Below are 21,603 nucleotides of genomic sequence, written 5' to 3' on the forward strand. Positions count from 1 at the left end.
TCAGGGCGAGGCAGCCGGGGCGGAGCAGTCTCGCGGCGCGGCGCCGTTGAGGATCCACGCGGACAGGATGTCCATGCCGTCCACGTAGGGCGTTGTGTTCTGATCGTCCGGCCCCTGGGGATGGAACCAGAAGATGGGGTTGGATGGCGGGGGCGGCATCGGCATCCCCACCACGAACGCCGCCTGCAGCCGCTCGTTCTCCTGGCGGAGCTTCTCCGCCGCATCGGCGGGCAAGGAGGGGTCGAGCGCGCTCTGCCCGATGAGGATCTTGTAGAGCAGGTAGCTGTTCCCCGGGTTTCCCGGGTCGATGAGCGGCATGGCCCTGCCGAAGCGCTCCGGGGATGCCTCCCCCACGTGCGCCTTCTCGCCCATCTGGGTCTGGTGCGCGGTGCGCCCGATCGCGGTCTCGAGCAGCGGATCGAGCTGGTTGAACGCCATGCCCAGGTTCAGGTCCAGCCCTGCGGCGGCGCTCGCGCCGCTGTGGCACCCGAAGCAGCCGTAGAAGAGGTAGTACGCGGCGCCCCTCACGCAGGTGACGCACGTCGGATCCATGGGAGCGTCTCCCTGGCAAGCCGCCGTGGCCGTGACGCACTCGAGGTCTCGCTGGCAGAAGAAGTCGCCGCTCGGCGGGCGCTCCGGCATCGCCTGAGGCGGGTTCGTCGCCGCGACGGAGAACTCGATGCGCGTGTTGCCGCCGAGGGGCGCGCCGTCGAACGCGCGGATGCCGGACGGCGCAGCCTCGTCCGCCGGCTTGAAGACCGTCAGCGCATACCGGGTCCCGGGAACCAGGCCCGGCGTGCCTTCGATCTGGCGGAAGATGACCTCCCGCTGGACAGGGTTGTACGTGGGCGCCAGGGCGATCGGATTGACGCAGTCCGCGTAGGTCTGGACCGTCGCCAGATCGCCCGAGACGCACACGGATTCGGCGCCGACCGTGGCGCTCACCGAGCTCGGCAGCAGGTAACGATCGAACTTCAGCACGAAGCTAGCGGTCGACAGGACCTCGGTCGTGCCGGCGGGATCGAGCGCGGTGCGGACGGGCTGGTAGTTCTGGTCGAGGCTGGTCGTGGCGCGTGCCTCGATCAGCTGGACAGGAGGGGCGTCGATCGGCTGGAGCATGGCCTCCCCCACGTCGCAGCCGGCCGTCACGAGGGCCGCCTGCAGGCAGAGGGGGAGGGGGGTGAGGCGTGTGGCGCGAGCCAGCGTGCTCAGCTCTCGGAGTAGAGCGAGAGCTGCTCGCGGACGACCTTCTCGTTTACCCCGGACTGAATGTGCTCCTTGAGACAGTCGGCCAGCGTGATCAGCATGTCGTCTACCCCTTTCTCCTCGATGAGCTTCGACAAAAGTTGGCGTGCCTCCCGTCCGTCGTCCTCGCGGAGGAAGCCCCGCACTGTCTCCAGCGTGATTTCCCCTTGGAAATCGAGATAGAGGTTGTCGATCAGGTACTTGATCAGCTCCTTCACGCCCGTTCTCCTTGGCGTTCGCGGCGATCGTTAGGGAAGCCGCGCGCACTTCGCTATACCCGTCGCTGGAAGGCCAGGGCAAGGAATATACTGACGGATTTTGACTTTTCATTGGCACCGCTGCACGAACCTGTCGCTCGACTGATGGCACACCAGGCACGGACGCGGGTTCCGGGAGAACGCCGTCTTGCACTTGCTCTCGAACCCGAGCGGGTGCGGGTTCAGCCCTTGCCCGCCTGACGCCCCGCGCGTCGCGTGGCAGGTCGCGCAGTCCCGCTCGGTGTGGCAGGAAACGCACGCATTCAGGTTTCGCTCTGCTTCCCAGGCGTGGTGCTTCGCGCTCCGCGGCGCCGTGGTCCACTCCGCCGGCGGGGGATGGAAGCGGCGCCCCGCGGGCCGCGCTGCGCTCGGCGCGTCGCGCGCCACGCCCGTCCGCCGGTGACAGTCCGCACAGAACGTCTGCTCCTGATGGCAGCTCACGCAGCGAGGATTGTCCTGCCGGGCCGCTTGCGGGTGCATCGAGAGGAAGTCGTTCGGGTGGACGTTGCGCGGACGGATCTTCCCGTCGTGGCAGTCGGTGCAGTAGTTCGCGCTGTGGCATGACCCGCAGAAGGCGCTGTCGTTGGCGGCGATCTGCTTGTGCCGCTCGAGCCAGTCGGGCGTGTGCCCCGCGCTGTGCAGCCACGCGGGCGGCAGCAGATCGCCCGTGGCGAACGCCGTCACGAGCCGCCCGTCAGGGCGGGTCAGGTGGCAGACGTCGCAGTCGCTCTTCGCCTCACCCTGGGCCGCGCCGCTCATGTTGTGGCACGTGAAGCAGCCGGCCATGCGCGGCAGCTGATCACGGGTAGCGAGCTCGATCCGGTCGACGCGGCCGTGGCACTGGCTGCACTTGATGTTGCGGCTCACGTGCTTCGCGTGAGGGAAGCGGAGGTTCGCGTGCGGCAGCACGAGCGGCGCCACCTTTCCGTCGCTGCCAGCGTTCTCCCCGATATGGCAGTACACACACTGTCCGTTCTCGTTCGTCCCCGCCTTCACCTGGGTGAGGTCGGAGTGATCGACATCATGACAGTTGTCGCACGTCTCGCTCGGCTTCGGCAGCAGCCGGTCCGTCACTGCGCCGCTCGTGTAGGCCGCGCCGTGGCACGATTTGCACGTCTGCTTGAGCCCCTTGACGTGCTTCTTGTGGTTGAACCGGATCGTCAGCGTCTGCGGGGGGTAGATCTCGTCGCTCGGGACCGGGGTCGCGCTCGTCCCAGGCGGCATCCACGCCAGCGGCACCTCCGCGTCGTCGGGCATCGGGTGGAGGCCCGACGTGTACCCGCCGCGCGGCGCCTTGGCGGGCGCCTCTCCCTCGGCGTCGCCTTCCTCCGCGTCATCCTCTGCCGCCTCGGCGCTGTCGTCGCCTGCTGCCGCCGGCGGCCTCGGCTGGGCAGCCGCCTCGGGCCCCACGATCGCGAGCGCCAGCGCGCCAAGGCACGCGACGATCGCGACCCACCCAGGGACGAACCTCGCCTCGTCTCGCCGAGCGCGGCGGCGTCCGTCCTGTCTTGCGTCCATGCGATCCTCGCTCACGGCGCCACCCGCAGGTTCACGAGGCCGACGACCCGGAAGCGCTGGCCCACCAGCCGATTCATGTCGTGCTCCCACTCGAGCTTGAAATCCGCGGCCTCGCCCGGCCGATACCCGGCCCCGAGGACATATCCGAACGACGTAGCGCCCCGGTCCGGTCTGAGCGGATCCTCCCAGTTGTACAGCGACATCCGCGCTCCGAGCGCGTAGCGCTGCCCGCTCAGCCGCTTCTCTCCCGAGAGATCGGCCCCCGTCCGCCGCCCGCGCTCCCCCGTCTGCAGCATCCCGCGGAGCTCGACCGACGTCGTGCGCGTGCGGTAGCGGCCCGCGAGGTTCGCGAGCACATCGGTCGAGATCGTCGTGGCGCGGTTCTCCTCGTCGCGCGCGTAGTCGCGGAGATCGCCGTCGTTCGGATCGAGCGACGTCGCGCCGACGCAGCCCGGTCGATCCACCGCCTCGCACTGGCCAGCGCCGAACTCCTCCGGGTTGCCTTCGGCGATCCACATCCGCGTGCCGCCCCAGGCCGCGACATCGATCTCGCGGGTGATGTCCACCGCCGCCCGTCCGGTGATCGTGGTGATGGGATCGTGGGTGAACCAGTTCCAGATCGAGTCAGCGTCGAACGTCGGAACGAAGTAGTCGACGTCCGCCCCCAGCGTGACCCGGCTCCCGGCGTACACCTCCAGGCCGCCGTAGAACGAGCCGACGAGCTGGTTGTAGAAGTCGTAGGTCACTCCGCCCTTGATGCCGCCGAGATCGGGCTTGTTGAGGTTGGCGGCGTACCCGAGCCGATCCTGCGAGATGCGCGACGCATCGGACGTCCGGACGCCTCCGTCCGGATCCGGGAACTGCTGGGTGACAGAGGTTCCCAGGTTGTAAACGCGGCGGTAGGTCAGGCGACCGTGGATGTAGTTCGGACCGGCGCTCTCGAGCGCGACGCCGAACGCCGGCGCCAGATCGGCCTCCTGGTACGACGGGAAATCGGCTGCGCTCCCGGGCTGCGTACGGTCGTCACCGAATCCCCGGTGGCTGCCGCGCCAGATCCCCTGCCGCTCGAAGCGCGATGTCGAGAGCGGGAGGCCGCCGCGCTGCTCGAGCCCGCCGTACGCCTCGAGTTGAACGTAGTAGGGCGTCGTCACCCGGACGAGCGCGCCGTCGAACGACCACCACCCGAGCACGTCGCTCACGTACTGGCGGCCGACCCGGAAGCCGAGCCACCCGCTGGCGACGTTCCGCCCTTCGACGTACGCGTACATCAGATCGAGGGGCGCCTCGCGCAGCCCAGGGATGTAGCGCGAGCCGCCATCGATGCTGTAGTCGGTCTCGCCGCCCCGCTGCGCGCCGTCGAGGTGGCCATTCATCCCGAAGTCCGCGTCGAGCCGGAGCCGCACGGTCGCCGAGTAGTCGGCCTCGCCTGGGGCGGAGTCGCCCTGGAGGTTGTAGACGGCGAGCCCCAGCGTCTGAAGGAGCCGCCGCCGCTCGATGTTCGTGTCGCCCCAGGGGCCCGCGACCTCGTAGGCCTGGACGCCGGTCGTCGACTCGACCTCGAAGTCGGCTGCGGCCGCGCTGCGCGCGGCGAGCGCGCAAGGCAGCAGGCACGCCGCGGCGAGCGCGCGTGACAGGGGGAGGCGACAGAGGAGGACGCGACGGGCGCTCCCCACGAGCGTGCCTGGGCGCGCGTCGCTGGAGCGCCGGGGACGAGGTCGTGACGGAAGCTCCGCCATCCATGAGCGGTGCTCAATCACGGACTGCGCTCGCTTTCGTCTTGTGCGGGCCGGTCTGCGCGGCTTCGCTCTCAGCTACCGCCGAGGGCTGAACAAGCATGGCGTGGAGTTTCGTCCACGTGCGGTGATGCTGTCAACCTGATCGCAGGACGAACGGACTTCTCACGACGCGCGCCGGGTCAGCTGTATCCAGCGCCCTTCCGGAGCTTGCCGTCCGAGCCCACGCTGAAGCCGTTCGAGTCCTGGAGCGCCTGGCTCGCGCTGCTCCGCAGCTCGGCCGGCACCGTCCAGCCCCGGGTCATCAGCCCCTCGGCGACCTTGTTCTTCACCCGGACCGACTCCTCGGTCGCGAGCATCTTCACCAGCGCTGGCACGCTCGCCTCATCGCCCTGGGAAAAGATGGTCTGCACGGCGTGGAAACGGACCGTCTCGTTGACGTCGTCGAGGAACCGCTCGACCGCCACCCGCACGTCGTCGCCCTTGATGTCGCCCAGCGCCATGATGAGCTGCTGCTTCGGCTCGACGTTGCGCGCATACTCCGTGTCGAAGCGGTCGAGCAGCTGGACGAGCTCGGTCCGGTACCCGGTGTCGTCGAGCAGCGCCCGCAGGATCTTGAGCGGCCAGGTGAGCGCCTCGGCCTTGATGCAGAACTCGACCACGGCGGGCACTGCGTCCTTGCCCGCATCGACGATCCCCCGGAAGGCCAGATCCTTCTCCTCTTGATCCGTGATGGAGGGGTCGATCGAGAACGTGAAGCGCCTGAGCAGCGCCGCCGCCGCATCCGCGCTCTTCATCGCGGCGAGCGACTGGATGGCGTCAAGGCGGTCGTACGTCTGAGCGCGCTTGTCCGCGACGACCTTCGCAGGCCCGGCCACCTTCTTGTCGGAGGGGGCGCCCCCGGCAGGGGGATTGCTTTTGCGGAGAAAATCGAAAATACCCAACGCTGACCTCTGGTGGCTGTCCCCGCCGCCCGGTCCGAGCTACCCGGCGATCGTGGCCCGATCTATAGCGGGGCGCATCTTCGTGCGCTACGGGCTCATCCGCTAGTTCGGCTCGCTGCGGCGCACTTTGGTACGCCCACGCGCTTGCCTAGCGGCTGAGCCCGTATCACGCGAACCTGCACCCCGCCAGAGTGGCTCCCGGTAGAGGGGGGCCTCCCGCCCGAGCTATCCCGGGCGGACCGGCTCGGTCACCGCGAGCCGGCGCAGCCGTCTACTCGGTCGTCTTGATGCCGGTGGGGAATTGAATACTCAGGCTCACGGTGACCATGCTCGTGAAGTGGAATTCGCGGTCCTTGTCGTCCACCTTGCGGTCAGGGAACGCTTCGTCGGTTCCGAGCCCGTGGTTGTCGAAGCCCGAAGTATTCCATGCGAACGGCAGGGCGCGCCACTCCGCTCCGAAGCCGATGAAGTCCGACGGGTAGAAGTTCCAGCCGAGGCCGAACGTCGGCGCGAAGGCCATGCGGCTCTCGAGCCCGAAGGTCTCCGCGCAGGCGTTCTGGTTGGTCGTGCCGCACTCCTTGCGCTCCTTCACGCCGATCGCCGCGGCTCCCGCGAAGAAGCTCACGTCGGTGTCAACGAAGAGCTCGGCGAACAGCGCCAGCTTTCCGCGGAAGGGAACGACCGTGACCTGTGGCGCTGCGACCCACTGGATCTGTCCGAGCTGATCCTTCGTCAGGTCGCCCTTGGTCAGGTTGACCCTGGTCAGCTGGCACGCCTTCGTGAACGGCTGGGTGTCGCAGTTACGCCCGTCGATCGCGACGCGCTGGAGCTCGTCCGTCAACCCGGTGTTGTACTGAAACCCGTACCCGCCCCAGGCGCCGAAGCCGAGCCAGTCCGTGAAGTGGTAGGTGAGCCGCAGGCCCGGCATGATCGTCCGCCGGTACTCGTCCAGCAGCGTGAACGATGCGCCTGGAGCCACCTCGAACCGCCCGTCACGGTGGAGCCGGAGCTTCCGCACGGCCGGCGCGCCGGCCAGAGGGCCCGTGAGCTGAATCTCCTGCGCCTCCGCGGGCGCAGCCGTCATCAGAAGTGCACAGCCGGTAAGCCCTGCCACCACGGTGCAGAGGCTCTGGACGAATCGACGCATCATGCCTGTCCCCGTCTTTGGCTGAATCATCCTATGTCTCGCGCTCAGCGTCTGCGCGTCCCCGCGTCCAAAGTCCTCACTTCGGCAGCCGGTATTCCCAGGAGAACGGCAGGAAGACCGACAGCCCGACCTGCGCCTGTACGTTGTTGGTGAAGCTCTTCCCCTCGGCGAGCCAGGTGCTCTTGTCCTGAGGGTTGTTCGTGTCGACGCTGGGGTTCTCGAGCTCGTCGAAGAAGATGTAGTCGCTGACCTCGAACATCGCCGCAAACCAGCGGTTGAAGAAGATGCGGAGGCCACCGCCGACGTGGAACGAGAGCTTCGGCTTCCAGTCGAAGGTGCGGTTGTCGGGATCGACGACGGCCATGGGCCTCGTCGAGATCGCGCCGACACCGCCCAGCACGAAGAAGTCGTAGTGGAAGATGAAGTCGCTGAACCCGGCGAACTTGCCGTACGCGGGGACGTACGTGAAGTTCGCATTCGCGTTCCACTGATACTCGGTGATCGGCTCGCCGATACGCGCCGCCCTGCTCGTCTGGAAGTTGAAGTCCGACGGCGTGTTGAGGGCACCGTACCAGTTGCCGTTGACCCCGATCGCGAGGACGTTGGTGAGGTACCAGTTGACCGCGAGCCCCGGCCCGTTGTGGCCGACGAACTGATCGTTCATCGTCAGCCCGAAGTACGGGTTCACCTCGAAGCGGTGGTAGCGCAGCGCGTAGATCTGCTGCACCGCGTAGGTCTCGTTTCTGAGATCCTTCGCGGCCTCCTTCTCCAAATTGATCGTGGGACACGCCGTCGGGTCGATCGCACAGATGTCCCCAAGCCCCGTCGTCTCGCCGCCCTCGGCAGGGGCCGCGGGCGCCTCCACCGGCTCCGTGCCTTCGGCAGGAGTCTCTGGCTCGTCGAGGTTGATTTCCTTGGGTTGCTCTTTTGGCTGAGCCAACGCCGTAAGCGGCATCGCGACCAGCGCAGCCGCAACGAGAAGCCCCACGCGAGCCTGGTTCATCGCCATCCCTTCCAAAGTCCGTGCGATGCGAGCGATCGATCGCCCAGGTAGTACAGCTTCCTAACTACTCGAATTCATTAAATAATTCGGTCAACCGCCAAGCCCGACGGACTATATCACGTCGAAAATAAAAGGATCAACAACCAAATCCTTTTGCCACGGACGACCGGCGGCGTCGCAGAGGGGGCCCGGCGGGTGGACACGCGGCGAGCGGCAGAGCCGCTGCACAATCACCGCGGGCCCGGATCGCCGGTGTGCTTGCGCCGAGGGCGCGACGGTGGTGACGCCTGACGGGTTCAGCGGCAGAGGCGCGGCGTGCTGAGACATCGGAGCCATCGCCCGTTGGTTGGACCGGTGTCGAGCCGCGCGATTGGGTGGTGAGGAGAGATCGAGCGCCGCCGGCGCTCACGCCGCGGACCGCGCGTCAGGCGGCCGCGTCTTCGGAGCCGCTGGCGCGGCCGAGCATCGCCTCGACGAACTCGTCGGGCTCGAACTCGCGGAGGTCTTCCGCGCGCTCGCCGATGCCGACGTACCGGACGGGCAGCCCGTGCTCGGCGCAGATGCCGAGGATGACGCCGCCCTTGGCGGTGCCGTCGAGCTTCGTCAGCACGATGCCGGTGATCGGCAGCGCCTCCTTGAAGAGCGCGGCCTGCTGCATGGCGTTCTGGCCGTTCGTCGCGTCGAGCACGAGCAGCGTCTCGTGAGGCGCGCCCTCGAGCGCCTTGTTCATGGTGCGCGCGACCCGGGACAGCTCCTCCATGAGGTTCGTCTTCGTGTGCAGCCTGCCGGCGGTGTCGGCGAGCACCACGTCGGCGCCGGTGTCCTTCGCCTTCTGGATCGCGTCGAAGATCACCGCGCCGGGGTTCGCGCCGTCCTTGCCGCGCACGACCTCGCAGCCGACGCGCTTGCCCCAGACGTTGAGCTGCTGCACCGCCGCCGCCCGGAACGTGTCGCCCGCCGCGAGCACCACCGTCCGGCCCTCGGCCTTGAGCTGCGTCGCGAGCTTGCCGATCGTGGTCGTCTTTCCCACGCCGTTCACGCCGACCACCATCACCACGGTGGGCTGCGCCTTCAACGGCAGCCCGCCGCCGGCGCCGACGCGCAGGATCCGCTTCGCGTGCTCGCGCAGCGCGTCCCAGACCTTGTCGGTGTCGGCGAGCTCGTTCCTGCTGAGCGCCGACCGAATTTCGTCGAGGAGGAGCTCTGTCGTCTTCACGCCGACGTCCGAGGTGAGCAGCACCTCTTCGATCTGCTCGACGACGTTGGGATCGATCTCCTTCTTGCCGGCGAACAGCGCCTTCAGCCGGCCGAAGAACCCCTCGCTCTCCCGCACCTTCGTGAGGCCTTTGCGGAGCCCCTCGATGTCTCGCTTGCGCGCGGCCGGAGGCGCGGTCTCCCGCGCTGGCCTGGCGGCCGGCTTGACGGCCGGCGCCTCGATCGCGGGCGCGATGGGCGCCTCCGCGGCCGCGGTCGCCGCCGGCTCGACGGCGGGCGGCGGCGCGACGGGCGCCTCGACAGGGGCGGGCGCCGCCGCGGGCGGCTCCTCCTGCGGCGCGGGCTCCTTCGCCTTCGCCGGAGGAGCTTCCTCCGCCGGAGGCTTCTTCGGGGCACGCGGCTTCTCGGTCGGCTTGTCCGCCGGCTTCTCGGAGGGCTGCTTCGCCTTCTCCTGGAGCTTCTTCGGTTCGGGGGGCGCTGCGATCTCCGGTGGCGGCGCCTTCTTCGTGACGAAGTAGACGATCGCCGCCACCACGACGAGGCCGACGATAATTAGGGCGATTTCCACGTTGGCGTTCTCCGGCGAGGGAGCCGACTATATGGGACGCACCCCATACGTCAACGTGCGGTCGCGCGGGGGCGCGATCCGACCAGCGAAACGGCAGATCGGCGCGGCGACGGGGCCGGCGCTCCGCGGGCCCCGTGCGCCTGGCTCACGGGGCCAGCGGCGCGGCGCCCGGCTTGGGCTCCGACGCCCCGAGGTCCTGCTCGATCCGCTCGTCCACGGGATCGGGACCGAAGGCGGCGTGCTCGATCCGGCTCGCCCAGAGCTCGACCTCGCGCTGCTGAACCCTGCTCGCCACCCGGCGCACGTGCCCGGGCGTCGGCTCCGGCGGCCCCTCGAAGGGCGCCCCCTGGCGCCGCGCCCAGCGCACGAGGCGATCGAGGACGGCGCGGCGCCGCGTGACCAGCGCGATGCCCAGCTTGCTCGGCGACGGGAGCGCCTGCTCATGGCTGCTGTGCATCGGCGCGCGGACCACGAGCCTCGCGTCGCTCCGGTACGGCGCCTCGATCGAGAACTCGCCGACGTCGTCCGTCTGCGCGCGGGCGATGACGCCGCTGCCGTCGAAGGCGGGGACGACGATCACGAGCTCGGCGCGCGCGATGGGCGTTCCGTCATGCGCGTCGGCGACGGCGCCACGCCAGCCGGTCGCGCCCTCGAGCGGCCCCATGACGCGCACGCCGGCGCGGCCGGGCGGCGCGACGGGCCGCTCGTCGCCCGCGCGCGTCGTTGCGGCGCGCTTCGGCGCCCGCCGCCAGCCGCCGAGCACCCAGCCCGCGATGGCGAGGACGGCGGCGCCGAGCGCGATCTGCCGCCACGCCCCTGGGCCCGCGACGGGCACGTCGATCGCGAGCTCCGCGCCGGGGATCCACCAAGGCGAGGCGGGCACGTAGCGGAGCGAGATCGGGACCGTCCCCGCTCGCTCGGCGGTGAACGCGGCGATCACCCGCGCCTTGCCGCCGGCCACGGTGGCCGCCCCGACGGGCTCGCCCGCGCGCAGCGCCTCGACCACGCCGCCCTCGACCGGGCCGCGGGACGAGCGCACCTCGACGTCGATCGGCACGCCGTCCTCCGCGCGCGCCGGCTCGACAGGATGCGACAGATCGAGCGTGACCTGCGCGTACCGGACGACGCTCTGGCTGACGCTCGCCTTCGCCAGCGTGGCGGTGCCATCGAAGCGCGCGCGCAGCACGCCCTGGCCGGCGCCGTCGAGGCGCTCGGTCGGGAGCTCGAAGCGCGCGCGGCCGTCGCCGCCGGTCGGAGCCTCCGCGAGCCGCGCGCCGCGCTCGTCCTCGAGCACGACCGGGAGGCGCTCGCGCTCGAACGGCGCGCCGCTCCCGACGCCGCGCGCGCCGCTGCGATCGAGCCGGAGCGCCACGGTGACGTTCACCGTCGGGCGATCGAGATCGACCGCGTCGACCGGCGGATCGAACCGGAGGATCACCGGCGCGAGCGGGGCCGCGCGCGCCTCGAGCGGGATCTTCGCCTCGACCGCGTCGTAGAGCTTTCCCCCTGCGAACCGGATGCGCAGCGTCGCGTCCGCGAGCGGCGCGCGCCCGCGGAGGCAGAACCCGCCGCGCTCGTCTGTCGCGATCACGTAGCCGCCTTGCGAGGGGCGGGGCTCGCGTGCGCGCGCCGCGCCGTCGGCCCCGCACCCGAAGGCCGCCGGCAGGACCGCGGGGGCGCCGGCGCTCGTGAGGGCATCGAGGGAGAGCGGCGCCTCCGCGATCGCGCTCCGCGCGTCGTCGACCACGCTTCCGCGCACGACGAACCCGTCGGGCTCGGTCCATGCGACCGCCTCGATCTGCGCGCTTCCGCGCACATGGATGCGGAGCGGCGCACCTTGCGTCTGCGCGTGCGCCGCGGGCGCCGCCGCGAGCGCCGTGGCCGCGAGGAGCGCCCACGGCAGGCATCGTCTCAGTCCGCGCATCTCCCGAACGCCTCCGGCGAGCTCCTCGTCATGGTCGCGCATTATCGGTCACGCCGGCGCGGCACGGGCAAGAGGAAGCCGATCCGAAGTCGTGCCGAGCTCGCGCTCGCCCGGCGGGCGTGGTGTGCGTGCCGCGAGCGAGCGAGCAAGCGGCGAGTGCGGACGTAAGCGGACGTGAGCGGACGTGCACGCGAGCTCGCGGCAGCGCGTCGGGTCGATGGCGGCAGCGGTGGGTAGATAAGCGGATGGTGAAGCCGTGTTCGCCGTGAGCCCAACATGGTTCACGGGTTGAAGCGCCGCGAGCAGGCCGCGTCAAACCGTCCAGTCTGGTCGCAGCGAGGAGCGAGCGAATGCAAGGCAAAAGTGCGAGCGTGTGCGCACCAATTTTCGGGTGTAGACCCGCTGATCCGATCGCCACGGCGGCGATGCGCTCGTGTATCGTCGGACGTGGAATGCGTCGGCCCTTTTCAGTGCTCGTGTTGCTGGTTGTGACGCTTGTACTCTCGCTGATACCCACGAGGCTCTACGCGGATCAGCGCACGAGCTACCTCGCCGACCAGCTCAGGACCAACGAGGACTATCGCGTCCGCACGCAGGCGGCGCTCGCGCTCGGCGCGTCAGGAGACGACGCCGCCACGAGGCCGCTCTGCGACGCGCTCACGGACGGCAACGCGTCCGTCAAGGTCGCGGCGGCAGCGGCGCTCGGCAAGCTCGGTAAGCCCGCGGGGCTCGCGTGCCTGGAGCGCGCCGAGGGCCGCGAGCAGACGCCGGCCGTCAAGTCGCAGATGCAGAAGTCGATCGCCGCGCTGTCCGCCGGCGGCGGCGGCGGCGGCGGGAGCGGCTCGGCGGCGCCGCCGCCTCCGGGCGCGGACACGAAGTACTACGTGGCCATCGAGATCACGAACAAGAGCGGCCGCCCCGAGTCCGAGATCGAGCCGCTCGTGCGCGCCGCGATACAGTCGAAGATCCTCGCGAAGGCCGGCTACGCGGTCGCCCCCAAGGGCGAGACGGTGGCGCAAGGCAAGAAGATTCTGAACGGCAAGAAGCTGAAAGGCTTCTATCTCCTCGCCACGGTCGAGCCCGCCGTGTACCAGGGCGGCAACCTCACCCAGGTGGTCCGCGTCAGCATGTGGACCTATCCGTCCAAGTCGCTCCAGGGTGAGTTCGCGCCGAAGCTCACGCAGAGCGGCACCCCGAAGAAAGACGTCCAGAGCGAGAACATCCTGATGAAGATGTGCGTCGAGAACGCGGTCGAGACCTTCCACAAGGTCGTCGCCTCGCTGTGACGCACCTTCGCTGCTCGATATTGGCTTTTCCAGTGCCTCACGACCCTTGTCATCTCCAGCCAGCTTCGAGGATCCCATGAGCGACGCTTCCAGCACGGCCCCGCAGACCTCCGCGCCGGAGGTCAGAGCGCGCTACCAGCGGAGCGCGCGGAACTACCTGCTCGACCAGAACTTCCAGCTGAAATACACGGGGTTCCTCGTGGGGATCAGCCTTGCGCTCTCCGTGGCGCTCGGGATCCTCCTCTGGAACGCGAGCTCGAAGATCATCGAGCAGAGCCGCAGCGCCGTGCAGCAGGGGCAGGAGACCGTCCGTCAGGGTCAGGAGACCGTCAAGCGCGGCCAGGAGGTGCTCGTCCAGAGCCGTCGGGTCAGCGAGGTCGTCGCGATGAACATCGCGAAGGAGTACAAGGACGACCCCGAGCTCGCGAAGACGTTCGGCGAGGCGGCGCAGCTCGACGAGAGCAAGCTCAAGGACGAGCAGTCGCGGCTCGAGCGCGACGCGGCCACGCTGCAGCAGCGGGCGGAGGCGCTCGAGCGGCAGGCCGCCGACGTCGCGAACAACCAGCAGATGCTGCTCCGCCTCATCGTCGCGCTCCTGTCGTTGCTCGTCCTCGGCGTCGGCGTCGCGGGCATCGTCTTCACGCACAAGATCGCCGGGCCGATCTTCAAGATGAAGCGGCTGCTGCGTCAGGTCGGCGAGGGCAAGCTGATCGTGCGCGAGAAGCTCCGGAAGGGCGACGAGCTCCAGCACTTCTTCGAGGCGTTCGAGAAGATGGTCGAGGACCTGAGGGCGCGCCAGCAGGGCAAGATCGCCAAGATGGATGCGATCCTCGAGAAGCTCGAGGCGGGGGCGCACGCCCAGAAGGGGACGATGGAGATCGACCCCGAGGGCCTCTCCCAGCTGAAGCGACTCCGCAGCGAGATGCAGGAGCAGCTCGACGCGTGATCGCGCCCGCGCGCGGTCGAACGATGCACGCGCCATCCAAATCCAGCGCGAAATCAAGCTAAAAATAGGAAGAGTTCAGGCCGCGCTAGAAGGCGGCCTTGACGATCTCGACCGTCGCTTCTCCGCTCGGGAGGAACGTCACGGACGCGGCGTCGAAGCGCATCCGCTCCACGCCCCGCACGCGCGAGAACGTGGCGCGCCAGAGCCGCTCGCCCGCTCGCCGCACGCGGGCGCGCTTGCTCGCGTCGATGCTGTCGAGGGCGCGGACGTAGGAGCCGGCGCCGCGCGTCCGCACCTCGATGATCACGATGACGGGGCCGTCGCGCGCGACCACGTCGATCTCCAGCCGCCCGACCCGCGCGTTGCGCGCGACGATCTCCACGCCTTGCGCGGCGAGGTGAGCGACCACCGCGTCCTCCGCGCGCGCGCCGAGCGCTCGCCGCGCGTTGGCCGCCGGAGCGCCAGCGCGCCCGATCGCGGTCCGGCTCGTCGCCGAAGCCGCCGGCGCGCTGCGCGTGGCGGTGCGCCCGGGCGGACGGCCGTCGTGTGAGCCCGAATCGTCGCTGGGAGGGAGGGAGAGGGAGGTGCCGGCCAGATCGGCCGCCGTCGGGCGAGGGCTTCGCGAGCCGCGACGGCCGGTCACCCGACGCCTAGAAGCCTTCGCACTGGTCCGAGTTGGCGCGGCCCTGCACGTCGCCGCAGGACCCCTCGTTCTCGAAACCCGTGTTCTGCTTGATGCAGTACTTGCCGGTGATGTTCGGGTCCCCGAGGCCGACGTTCGGCCGGATCTCCGAGCAGGTGAAGCCCTGCGGGCACTCGCAGAAGTTGAAGTTCGGGTCGTCCGGCTCGCCGTCGGCCACGCCGCACCGGCACGAGCAGTACACCGCCTGCTGCGCGTTCCGGTTCGAGTTGGCGGCGCACTGGCCGCACACGGGCGACGCGACCTGGTCGTCGGTCCCCGGCACGCAGCAGGCTTTGCCCTCGTTCTCTGCCGCCGACTTGGTCGGGTCCTGGCAGCCGGTGAAGCCGTCGCGGCAGAGGTAGAGCTTGCAGACGCCCTCCTGGCACATCCAGCCGCTGCCGGGGCAGTCCGCGTCGCCGCCGCAGCGACAGAAGGCGCCCGCGGGGTCGCACATGCCGCTGAGGCACTGGCTCTTGCCGCCATCCGGCCTCGACGGTTCGCAGTCGGGCGCGTAGGTCCCCGACTCCTCGCAGGTTGTGCACCCGGCCTGCCCGGGGACACACGTCGCGGGCGCCTCCTGGCCGAGCGGGCAGCTCACGCGCCCCTGGAAGTGGTTCACCAGGCAGATCCGCGTCTGGCACTGGAAGGATCGCGATTCGATGTTCTCTTCCGTCACCTTGAAGCCAGCGAACTGCGAATCGTACTCGTCTTCGGGCAGACACGGGTCGCCGACGCCGCCGCTCTCGCACGCGGAGGGCAGGCTCGCCATTGCGACGACGCTGAGCAGGCCGAGCAGGCCGGACAGAATGGAACGGGTCATCAGAACGTGCTCCTTCGGCGGCGGTGCGCGCCACCGCTTCGGCAGAGGCGCGCGGACGGGAGGCAAGAAAACGCTCAAGTCGAGGTGCTCAAAGGCACAACGTCAGCGGTTGGACCCTAGACGAAGCGCGCCTCGAGCGTCAACAGCCGGATGGGGCGCGCCCGTCCACGTCGCCGAGGTGGGCGGGCGCCGCCGGTGCGAGGCGTTCGACCCTGCGCGCGCTGGTCCCTTGGCAGCGGACGGTCAGGCTGCCGCCTGGGCGGCAATCGTGCGGCGACGGCGCGGCGACGGCGCGGCGACGGCGCGGCGACGGCGCGGCGATCGCGCTTTAAGGAAGCGAGCGCGCCTCCGTTCGATAATTCCACCGTCGACTCCTACGCAGTGCGCAACCCCAAGGTCGGCCCGGCGCCCGGTGTCTCAGGACGGGAATGCAAGAGGGGGCCCCTCGCCCGGCATCGCTTGACAAGCTGCGCGCCACAATCCTACCATCCCCCGCCACACGCAAGTATCCGTTGATTCTCATTGAACTTTTTGGTTCCTGACCGAGCTGCCTCGGGGGTCTACGGCGCGCGTTCTCCGTGTGTGGAGCCGCGAACGGGGCGAAGGGGCCACGATCTTTACGTCGCCGAAAGCGAGGAACGACGATGCGGAACCGGGTGGCGAGTATCTGCCTTGTAGCTTCTGCCCTGTTGCTATCCCCCGCCGTGGGGCATGCGCAGCCCGGCAAAGGTAAGCCCGTCGCGGCTGAAAAGGCGGACGCCAAGGGCGACAAGAAGCCCAGCAAAGAGGTCAGCGCCGACGAGGATGCGGGCCCCGTGACCGCGGGCCAGATGACGGAGGAGGCGGCGCAGGGCAAGCGGCTCTTCGACAGCGAGCGGTGGAGCGACGCCGCGCGGCAGCTGAAGCGCGTCGTCGACGGCGACACCGGCGATGACGATGGCAACAAGCAGATCGCCCAGTACCACCTCGCGATCGCGCTCTACCGCATGCAGTTCTACCAGGCGAGCTACGCGATCTTCTCGCAGATCGCCGACAAGCCGAACCACCTCAAGTTCAACGAGACGCTGCTCTGGCTGTCCAAGCTCGCGACGCAGCTCCCGGAGCCGGCGGACATCATCGAGCGCGTCGGCAAGTACAAGACCGAGCAGATCGCGCGGTTCAACAACCCCCAGCAGCGCGACCTCTACTGGCAGCTCAACTACCTGCTCGGCCGCTACAAGTACCGGAACCGGAACTACGAGGAGGCCATCAGCCTCTTCGCCAAGGTCGACCCGAACAGCAAGTACTACGTCCAGGCCCAGTTCTTCAGCGGCATCTCGTACGTGCAGCTGCGCAAGTCGGTGCCGGCTGTCAAGTCGTTCCAGCGCATCGTCCAGGCGATCGACGAGGGCGTCGAGGGCCTCGAGGACGAGGCGCGCATGCGCGACCTCGCGTTCCTCTCGATGGCGCGCACCTACTACTCGGCCTCCGTCCGCCTCGACGACAACAACGTTCCGACGATCGACGCCGCGAAGCTCTCGGCCGCCGTCAAGTACTGGAACCGCGTCGACGTCGCGAGCGAGTACTGGCTGGACAGCCTCTTCGAGCAGTCCTGGGCGTACTTCATGGCCGGGCTGTACCCGCAGGCGCTCGGCAACATCCACACGATCGAGTCGCCCTACTTCCCGAACTCGTTCTATCCCGAGGCCGACATCCTGAAGGCCGTCGTCTCGTTCACGATCTGCCAGTACGGCGACGCGACCACGATCGTCGCGAAGATGAAGAAGAAGTACGAGCCGATCAAGAAGGACCTCGAGTCGATCCTTACGCGGTACCAGGGGGAGGGGAACGAGGAGCGCTTCTTCCAGTTCCTGAAGGACGTGGGCGCCGGCAAGGGCGACATCCCGCCGAGGGTCCGGCCGATCGTCGAGAACGCGCTCTCCGACCGCCAGCTCCGCCGCAACATGGAGTACGTGCGCATCCTCGATGAGGAGGCGGACCGGTTCAAGAAGGCGCCCGCCAACTTCCGCAACTCTCCGGTCGGCAGCGACGTGACCGACGCGCTCGAGTTCGCGAGGAGCCTCGCGATCCGGAACGCCGGCACGCTCGGCCGGGAGCGCTACCAGCGCAACCTCGACGAGCTCAACGAGCACCTCCGCGACTCGTCGAAGATCCTCATCGACATCACCGCGGCCGAGAGGAACAAGCTCGATCAGCAGGTCGTCAGCGGCCAGCTGTCGAAGGAGGACGCGCTCACGTACGGCGTCGTCAAGCCCGACGACGAGCACGTGCTCTGGCCGTTCGACGGCGAGTACTGGCGCGACGAGCTCGGCTTCTACCGGCAGGTCGTGACGTCGAAGTGCAGCAAGTGAGCGATTTCATCATGGTTGGCCCCGCGGCCAGAGGTCGCGGGGCAGGCAGCGCTTCCTCACGGGGGTCCGTGGCGGAGGGACGGAGATGGAGATGAAGCAGTCGAAGTTCGGTGTACTGCATGCGCTCCGCGCGGCGGCGGGTACGTTGGCCGTGGCGGCGTGCGCGGTCACAACGAGCCCCGCGTCGGCGGCCGACGCGTGCATCACGCAGCCGGCGAAGGATGCGATCGCCGCCTGTCCGGGCGGCAAGCTCCAGGTGTCGGCGGGCAAGAAGCCGCAGGTGAGCTTCAAGTCAGCCCCGCAGGGGATCCAGCTGAAGAAGCGCGAGGACTTGACGAAGCCGGCCAATCCGACCGCTTCACAGGCCTCGGCGCAGCGCGACGAGCGGCGCAATCGCCTCGCCCCGAAGGTGAGGAGCCTGCTCGTGACGGAGATCCAGGGGCTCGAGGGCCTGTACTCCTCGACGCCCAAGAACGCGCCGGACCGGCCGAAGCTGATGCGGCGCCTCGCCGAGGGCTACGTCGAGCTCGAGTCGGCGGCGTTCCGCGACAAGACCGAGGGGCAGATCAAGGCGGACGAGGCCAAGCGGAAGAACCCGAAGGCGGTCGCCGGGATCCGGGCCGAGATCGCCAAGGCCGACAAGATCCTCGTCCTCGCGCGCAAGCAGGCGATCAAGTACTACACGGACCTGAAGACGCAGTATCCGAAGTACTGCCAGAGCACCAACGCGGCCGACCCCGCGAAGAGCACGGGCTGCACGGACGAGGTCCTCTACTACCTCGCCTATGAGTACGAGCAGGCCCAGCAGCTCGAGGACGCTCGCAAGGTCTACTTCGAGCTCATCAAGAACTGGCCGAACTCGAAGTACATCCCGAACGCGTACCTCGCCTTCGGTGAGCTCTTCTTCAACGAGGCGCAGGGCGACCCGTCCAAGTGGGACCTGGCGGAGCAGTCGTACGTCAAGGTCACCCAGTACCCGCCGCCCGAGAACAAGGTCTGGGGCTACGCCCACTACAAGCTCGGGTACGTCTACTGGAACAAGGGCGACTTCGCCCGCGCCATCAGCGAGTTCAAGAAGACGATCGAGTACGGGCAGCAGTTCCAGCAGATGCCGAACGCTGCGCAGCTCGCGGTCTCTGCGCGTCGCGACATCATCCCCGTCTACGCGCTCGCGGGCGACCCGCGCAAGTCGCACGACTTCCTCCGTCCGCTCAGCGGCGACGCGGGCGGCAGCTCCGAGAAGACGTTCAAGATGATGGACGACCTCGGGCAGAACTACCTCGACACCGGTCACTACAAGGAGGGCATCGAGCTCTACACCGACCTGATGACCCGCGATCGCGGCCCGAGGTACTGCGTCTACCAGGGGCACATCGCGGAGGCGACGCTCGCCATGAAGTCTGGCAACAAGGACCAGATCATCGGCGAGCTCGGGCGCCAGCTCGACGTCCACAACAAGTTCCAGGGCGAGGGGCACCCGGCGGACGCCAAGCTGAAGTGCTCGAACATCACCGCCGGTCTGCTGACCGAGACGGCGATGGCCTGGCACCTCGAGGCGGTGGGCTCGGGCGGCGTGCGCGGCACCGGCGACAAGAAGACGATGCAGCTCGCCGCGCAGCTCTACGACAAGGTCGTCAACAACTTCAAGCAGGAGCAGTTCGCCAAGTTCGAGTTCCCCCGCATCCTGAAGGAGGACTGGCCGAACATCTTCAAGATCAAGTACGCGATGGCCGACCTTCTGTACTTCCAGAAGGACTGGGCCAAGTGCGGTCCCGCGTTCGACTCGGTCGTGGCCGAGGATCCGAACGGCCCGCAGGCGGCTGAGGCCGCGTACGCCTCGGTGCTCTGCTACCAGAACATCTACACCGAGACCCACAAGGACGGCTCCGACAAGAAGGGGTCGGGCAACCTCCCCGACGGGGGGACGGGCAAGAAGGGCGACAAGAAGGCGGAGAAGGCGAAGTTCCAGCCGAAGGACTTCAGTGACAGCCAGAAGGGCATGATCACCGCCTTCAACCGGTACGTCTGCTACATCAAGCCCGCCGCCAACGACAAGGAGGCCCAGGAGCAGTACGTCGAGGTGAAGTACGCGCGTGGCCGCACGTACTTCGAGGCGCAGCACTGGGAGGAGGCCGCGCTCGCGTTCCGCGACGTGGCGCTGAACCATGCCGACAAGGAGGTCGGCATCTACGCGTCTCAGCTCTACCTCGAGTCGCTCAACGTCCTCGGCGCGAACATGGACCCGCCGCGTCCGTCTTGTTACGACGACATGGCCGCGGATGTGCCCAAGTTCATCGATCTCTACTGCAAGGGCGGCAAGGAGAAGGAGAACGCCGAGCAGTGCGGCATCCTGATCCGCATCCAGCGCGACATCGAGCGCCTGCGCGCGCAGAAGCTCGTCGAGGCTGCTGACGCGGCCGGTGGCGTCGAGGCCCTCAAGAACTATGAGAAGGCCGCCGTCGCTTACATGGACATGTGGAAGAAGTACGGCGAGGCCGCTTGCGAGGCGAAGCAGCCCGCGTGCGAGAAGAGCGAGGAGGTCCTCTACAACGCCGCGAAGGCGTTCCAGGCCGCCCGCCTCATCGCCAAGTCGATCTCGGCCCGCAAGATCCTGCTCGACCCGCGGTACAACCTCCACAACACCGAGCTGGCGAAGACGTCGATCTACGAGATCGGCGGCAACTACCAGGCGATCGCGGTCTATGACGAGGCGGCGAACTGGTACGAGCGCTACGCCCGCGAGAACCCGAAGGGGGAGAAGGCCGCGGAGGCGCTCCAGGACGCGGTCGTGCTTCGGCTCGGCCTCGGTCAGGAGGACCAGGCGATCAAGGACGCCGACCTCTTCAACAAGAACTACGGCAAGGCGAAGCCGGCGCAGACGGCGCAGATCGCGTTCGCGATCGGCGCGCACTACATCGATCGCGAGGACTGGGATCAGGCGCGCCGGCGGCTGTCGACGGCGATGCCGCAGATCGATCGCAACGCGACGTTCGACGTTCAGGTGCAGGCGCACGCGATGTACGCGCGCGTCCTGCTGCAGACGAAGAGCGTGACCCCGGCGAACGGCGAGTACAACAAGGTCCGCGGCTACTGGAAGGACCCCGCGGCCGCGCTCAAGAAGCTCGACGCGATCGGCGGCGAGGAGCCGGAGAAGCTGCGCCGGCTCGGCAAGGTGCTGACCGCGGTCGGCGAGGCCTACTTCCACTTCGCCGAGCAGAAGCGGAAGGACGTCGATAAGATCAAGTTCCCCGAGTACAAGGGCTCCGGGAACCGCGAGGACGTCCTCAAGCACATCAACACCAAGGTCGCCGACTGGGTGAAGAAGAAGCGCCCGGCGATCGAGGCGGCCGACGTCGAGTACCAGAAGATCCTCAAGCTGGAGCCGACGCCTCCGCCGAAGTGGGTCATCGCGGCCGGTGCGCGCGTCGGTCAGATGTGGGGCAAGTTCGTCGCCGAGTTCCGGGCCGCGCCCATCCCGAAGGAATGGAAGGGGCACGGCATGGTCCCGGGCACCGACGTCTCGTACGACGAGATCCGGGGTGAGTACTACTCGCGCCTCGACGAGGCGAGCGAGCCGCAGAAGCAGATGGCGAAGGGCGCGTTCAAGACCTGCCTCGACCTGTCCGTGAAGTACCAGTACTTCGACGACTACTCGCGTACCTGCGAGGTGTGGCTGTCGAAGAACTACGGCGCCGAGTACCACCTCATCGACGAATTCCGTGGCTCGCCGTCGCGGGTCAACTCCGGCATGAGCGAACGCCCTGCGCCGCTGAACCTCGACGGGACCCCCTTCCGAGAAGCGCTGTCCGCGACCGACAAGCCGGCTGCGAGCAAGGACAAGGACAAGGAAGAGGGCGAGGACAAGAAGGCGGGCGAGGACAAGAAGGCGGCGCCGGCGGCGGCTGGCGCGTCCAAGGAAGGCTCGGCGCTCGATCGGGCCACGACCCGACCCAGGAAGTGATGG

General features: G+C 68.5%; 15 protein-coding genes. 4 read left to right on the forward strand and 11 right to left on the reverse strand.

The annotated features are described in order from the left end of the window. From WMF11_RS16200 to WMF11_RS16240, 9 genes are all read right to left on the reverse strand, one after another. A complete protein-coding gene (locus WMF11_RS16200) occupies positions 1-1,149 on the reverse strand; it encodes a hypothetical protein (RefSeq protein WP_437978082.1) in 1,149 nt (382 codons plus the stop codon). 59 nt (positions 1,150-1,208) lie between these two features. Further along, on the reverse strand, positions 1,209-1,463 hold the full coding sequence (locus tag WMF11_RS16205) for a hypothetical protein (protein ID WP_044964942.1): 255 nt from the start codon (positions 1,461-1,463) through the stop codon (positions 1,209-1,211). 108 nt (positions 1,464-1,571) lie between these two features. Continuing rightward, the gene (locus tag WMF11_RS16210; RefSeq protein WP_437978083.1) at positions 1,572-3,020 is read right to left on the reverse strand and encodes a cytochrome c3 family protein; all 1,449 of its coding nucleotides are present in this window, start codon (positions 3,018-3,020) and stop codon (positions 1,572-1,574) included. An 11-nt stretch (positions 3,021-3,031) separates the two neighbouring features. Further along, positions 3,032-4,693 (reverse strand): hypothetical protein, encoded by a 1,662-nt coding sequence (locus WMF11_RS16215; protein ID WP_437978084.1) that lies wholly within the window; start codon positions 4,691-4,693, stop codon positions 3,032-3,034. 242 nt (positions 4,694-4,935) lie between these two features. After that, entirely contained in the window at positions 4,936-5,697 is a 762-nt protein-coding gene (locus WMF11_RS16220) for a HEAT repeat domain-containing protein (protein ID WP_437552765.1), read from the reverse strand. A 271-nt stretch (positions 5,698-5,968) separates the two neighbouring features. After that, positions 5,969-6,847 (reverse strand): hypothetical protein, encoded by an 879-nt coding sequence (locus WMF11_RS16225; protein WP_437552766.1) that lies wholly within the window; start codon positions 6,845-6,847, stop codon positions 5,969-5,971. Positions 6,848-6,920: 73 nt separating this feature from the next. Beyond that, a complete protein-coding gene (locus WMF11_RS16230) occupies positions 6,921-7,784 on the reverse strand; it encodes an outer membrane beta-barrel domain-containing protein (RefSeq protein ID WP_437978085.1) in 864 nt (287 codons plus the stop codon). 487 nt (positions 7,785-8,271) lie between these two features. Continuing rightward, positions 8,272-9,630, reverse strand: coding sequence for a signal recognition particle-docking protein FtsY (gene ftsY, locus WMF11_RS16235; RefSeq protein WP_437978086.1), 1,359 nt, complete (start codon positions 9,628-9,630; stop codon positions 8,272-8,274). Positions 9,631-9,775: 145 nt separating this feature from the next. Continuing rightward, positions 9,776-11,554: a carboxypeptidase regulatory-like domain-containing protein gene (locus WMF11_RS16240; protein WP_437978087.1), complete on the reverse strand. Its 1,779-nt coding sequence runs from the start codon at positions 11,552-11,554 to the stop codon at positions 9,776-9,778. 488 nt (positions 11,555-12,042) lie between these two features. On the opposite strand from WMF11_RS16240, the gene WMF11_RS16245 reads away from it, so the two are divergent. Continuing rightward, positions 12,043-12,840 (forward strand): HEAT repeat domain-containing protein, encoded by a 798-nt coding sequence (locus WMF11_RS16245; protein WP_437978088.1) that lies wholly within the window; start codon positions 12,043-12,045, stop codon positions 12,838-12,840. A 76-nt stretch (positions 12,841-12,916) separates the two neighbouring features. Further along, positions 12,917-13,786 (forward strand): HAMP domain-containing protein, encoded by an 870-nt coding sequence (locus WMF11_RS16250; protein ID WP_437552771.1) that lies wholly within the window; start codon positions 12,917-12,919, stop codon positions 13,784-13,786. Positions 13,787-13,871: 85 nt separating this feature from the next. Here the strand turns inward: WMF11_RS16250 and WMF11_RS16255 are convergent, their stop codons facing one another. Both WMF11_RS16255 and WMF11_RS16260 read right to left on the reverse strand, forming a co-directional pair. Then, entirely contained in the window at positions 13,872-14,195 is a 324-nt protein-coding gene (locus WMF11_RS16255) for a YraN family protein (protein WP_437552772.1), read from the reverse strand. A gap of 241 nt (positions 14,196-14,436) precedes the next feature. Next, a complete protein-coding gene (locus WMF11_RS16260) occupies positions 14,437-15,288 on the reverse strand; it encodes a hypothetical protein (protein WP_437978089.1) in 852 nt (283 codons plus the stop codon). A 704-nt stretch (positions 15,289-15,992) separates the two neighbouring features. Here WMF11_RS16260 and WMF11_RS16265 point away from each other — a divergent pair. Both WMF11_RS16265 and WMF11_RS16270 read left to right on the forward strand, forming a co-directional pair. Continuing rightward, entirely contained in the window at positions 15,993-17,639 is a 1,647-nt protein-coding gene (locus WMF11_RS16265) for a tetratricopeptide repeat protein (protein ID WP_437552774.1), read from the forward strand. 91 nt (positions 17,640-17,730) lie between these two features. Next, a complete protein-coding gene (locus WMF11_RS16270; RefSeq protein WP_437978090.1) occupies positions 17,731-21,600 on the forward strand; it encodes a tetratricopeptide repeat protein in 3,870 nt (1,289 codons plus the stop codon). The last annotated feature ends 3 nt before the right edge of the window (positions 21,601-21,603 follow it).

The organism is Sorangium sp. So ce295, assembly GCF_051527405.1.
Lineage (GTDB): Bacteria > Myxococcota_A > Polyangia > Polyangiales > Polyangiaceae > Sorangium > Sorangium cellulosum_B.

What these genes read in the sequence shown, in the direction of transcription:
- WMF11_RS16210 (WP_437978083.1), bottom strand. Translation starts at nt 3,020, where the DNA reads ATGGACGCAAGACAGGACGGACGCCGCCGCGCTCGGCGAGACGAGGCG.
- WMF11_RS16225 (WP_437552766.1), bottom strand. Translation starts at nt 6,847, where the DNA reads ATGATGCGTCGATTCGTCCAGAGCCTCTGCACCGTGGTGGCAGGGCTT.
- WMF11_RS16240 (WP_437978087.1), bottom strand. Translation starts at nt 11,554, where the DNA reads ATGCGCGGACTGAGACGATGCCTGCCGTGGGCGCTCCTCGCGGCCACG.
- WMF11_RS16250 (WP_437552771.1), top strand. Translation starts at nt 12,917, where the DNA reads ATGAGCGACGCTTCCAGCACGGCCCCGCAGACCTCCGCGCCGGAGGTC.
- WMF11_RS16260 (WP_437978089.1), bottom strand. Translation starts at nt 15,288, where the DNA reads ATGACCCGTTCCATTCTGTCCGGCCTGCTCGGCCTGCTCAGCGTCGTC.
- WMF11_RS16270 (WP_437978090.1), top strand. Translation starts at nt 17,731, where the DNA reads ATGAAGCAGTCGAAGTTCGGTGTACTGCATGCGCTCCGCGCGGCGGCG.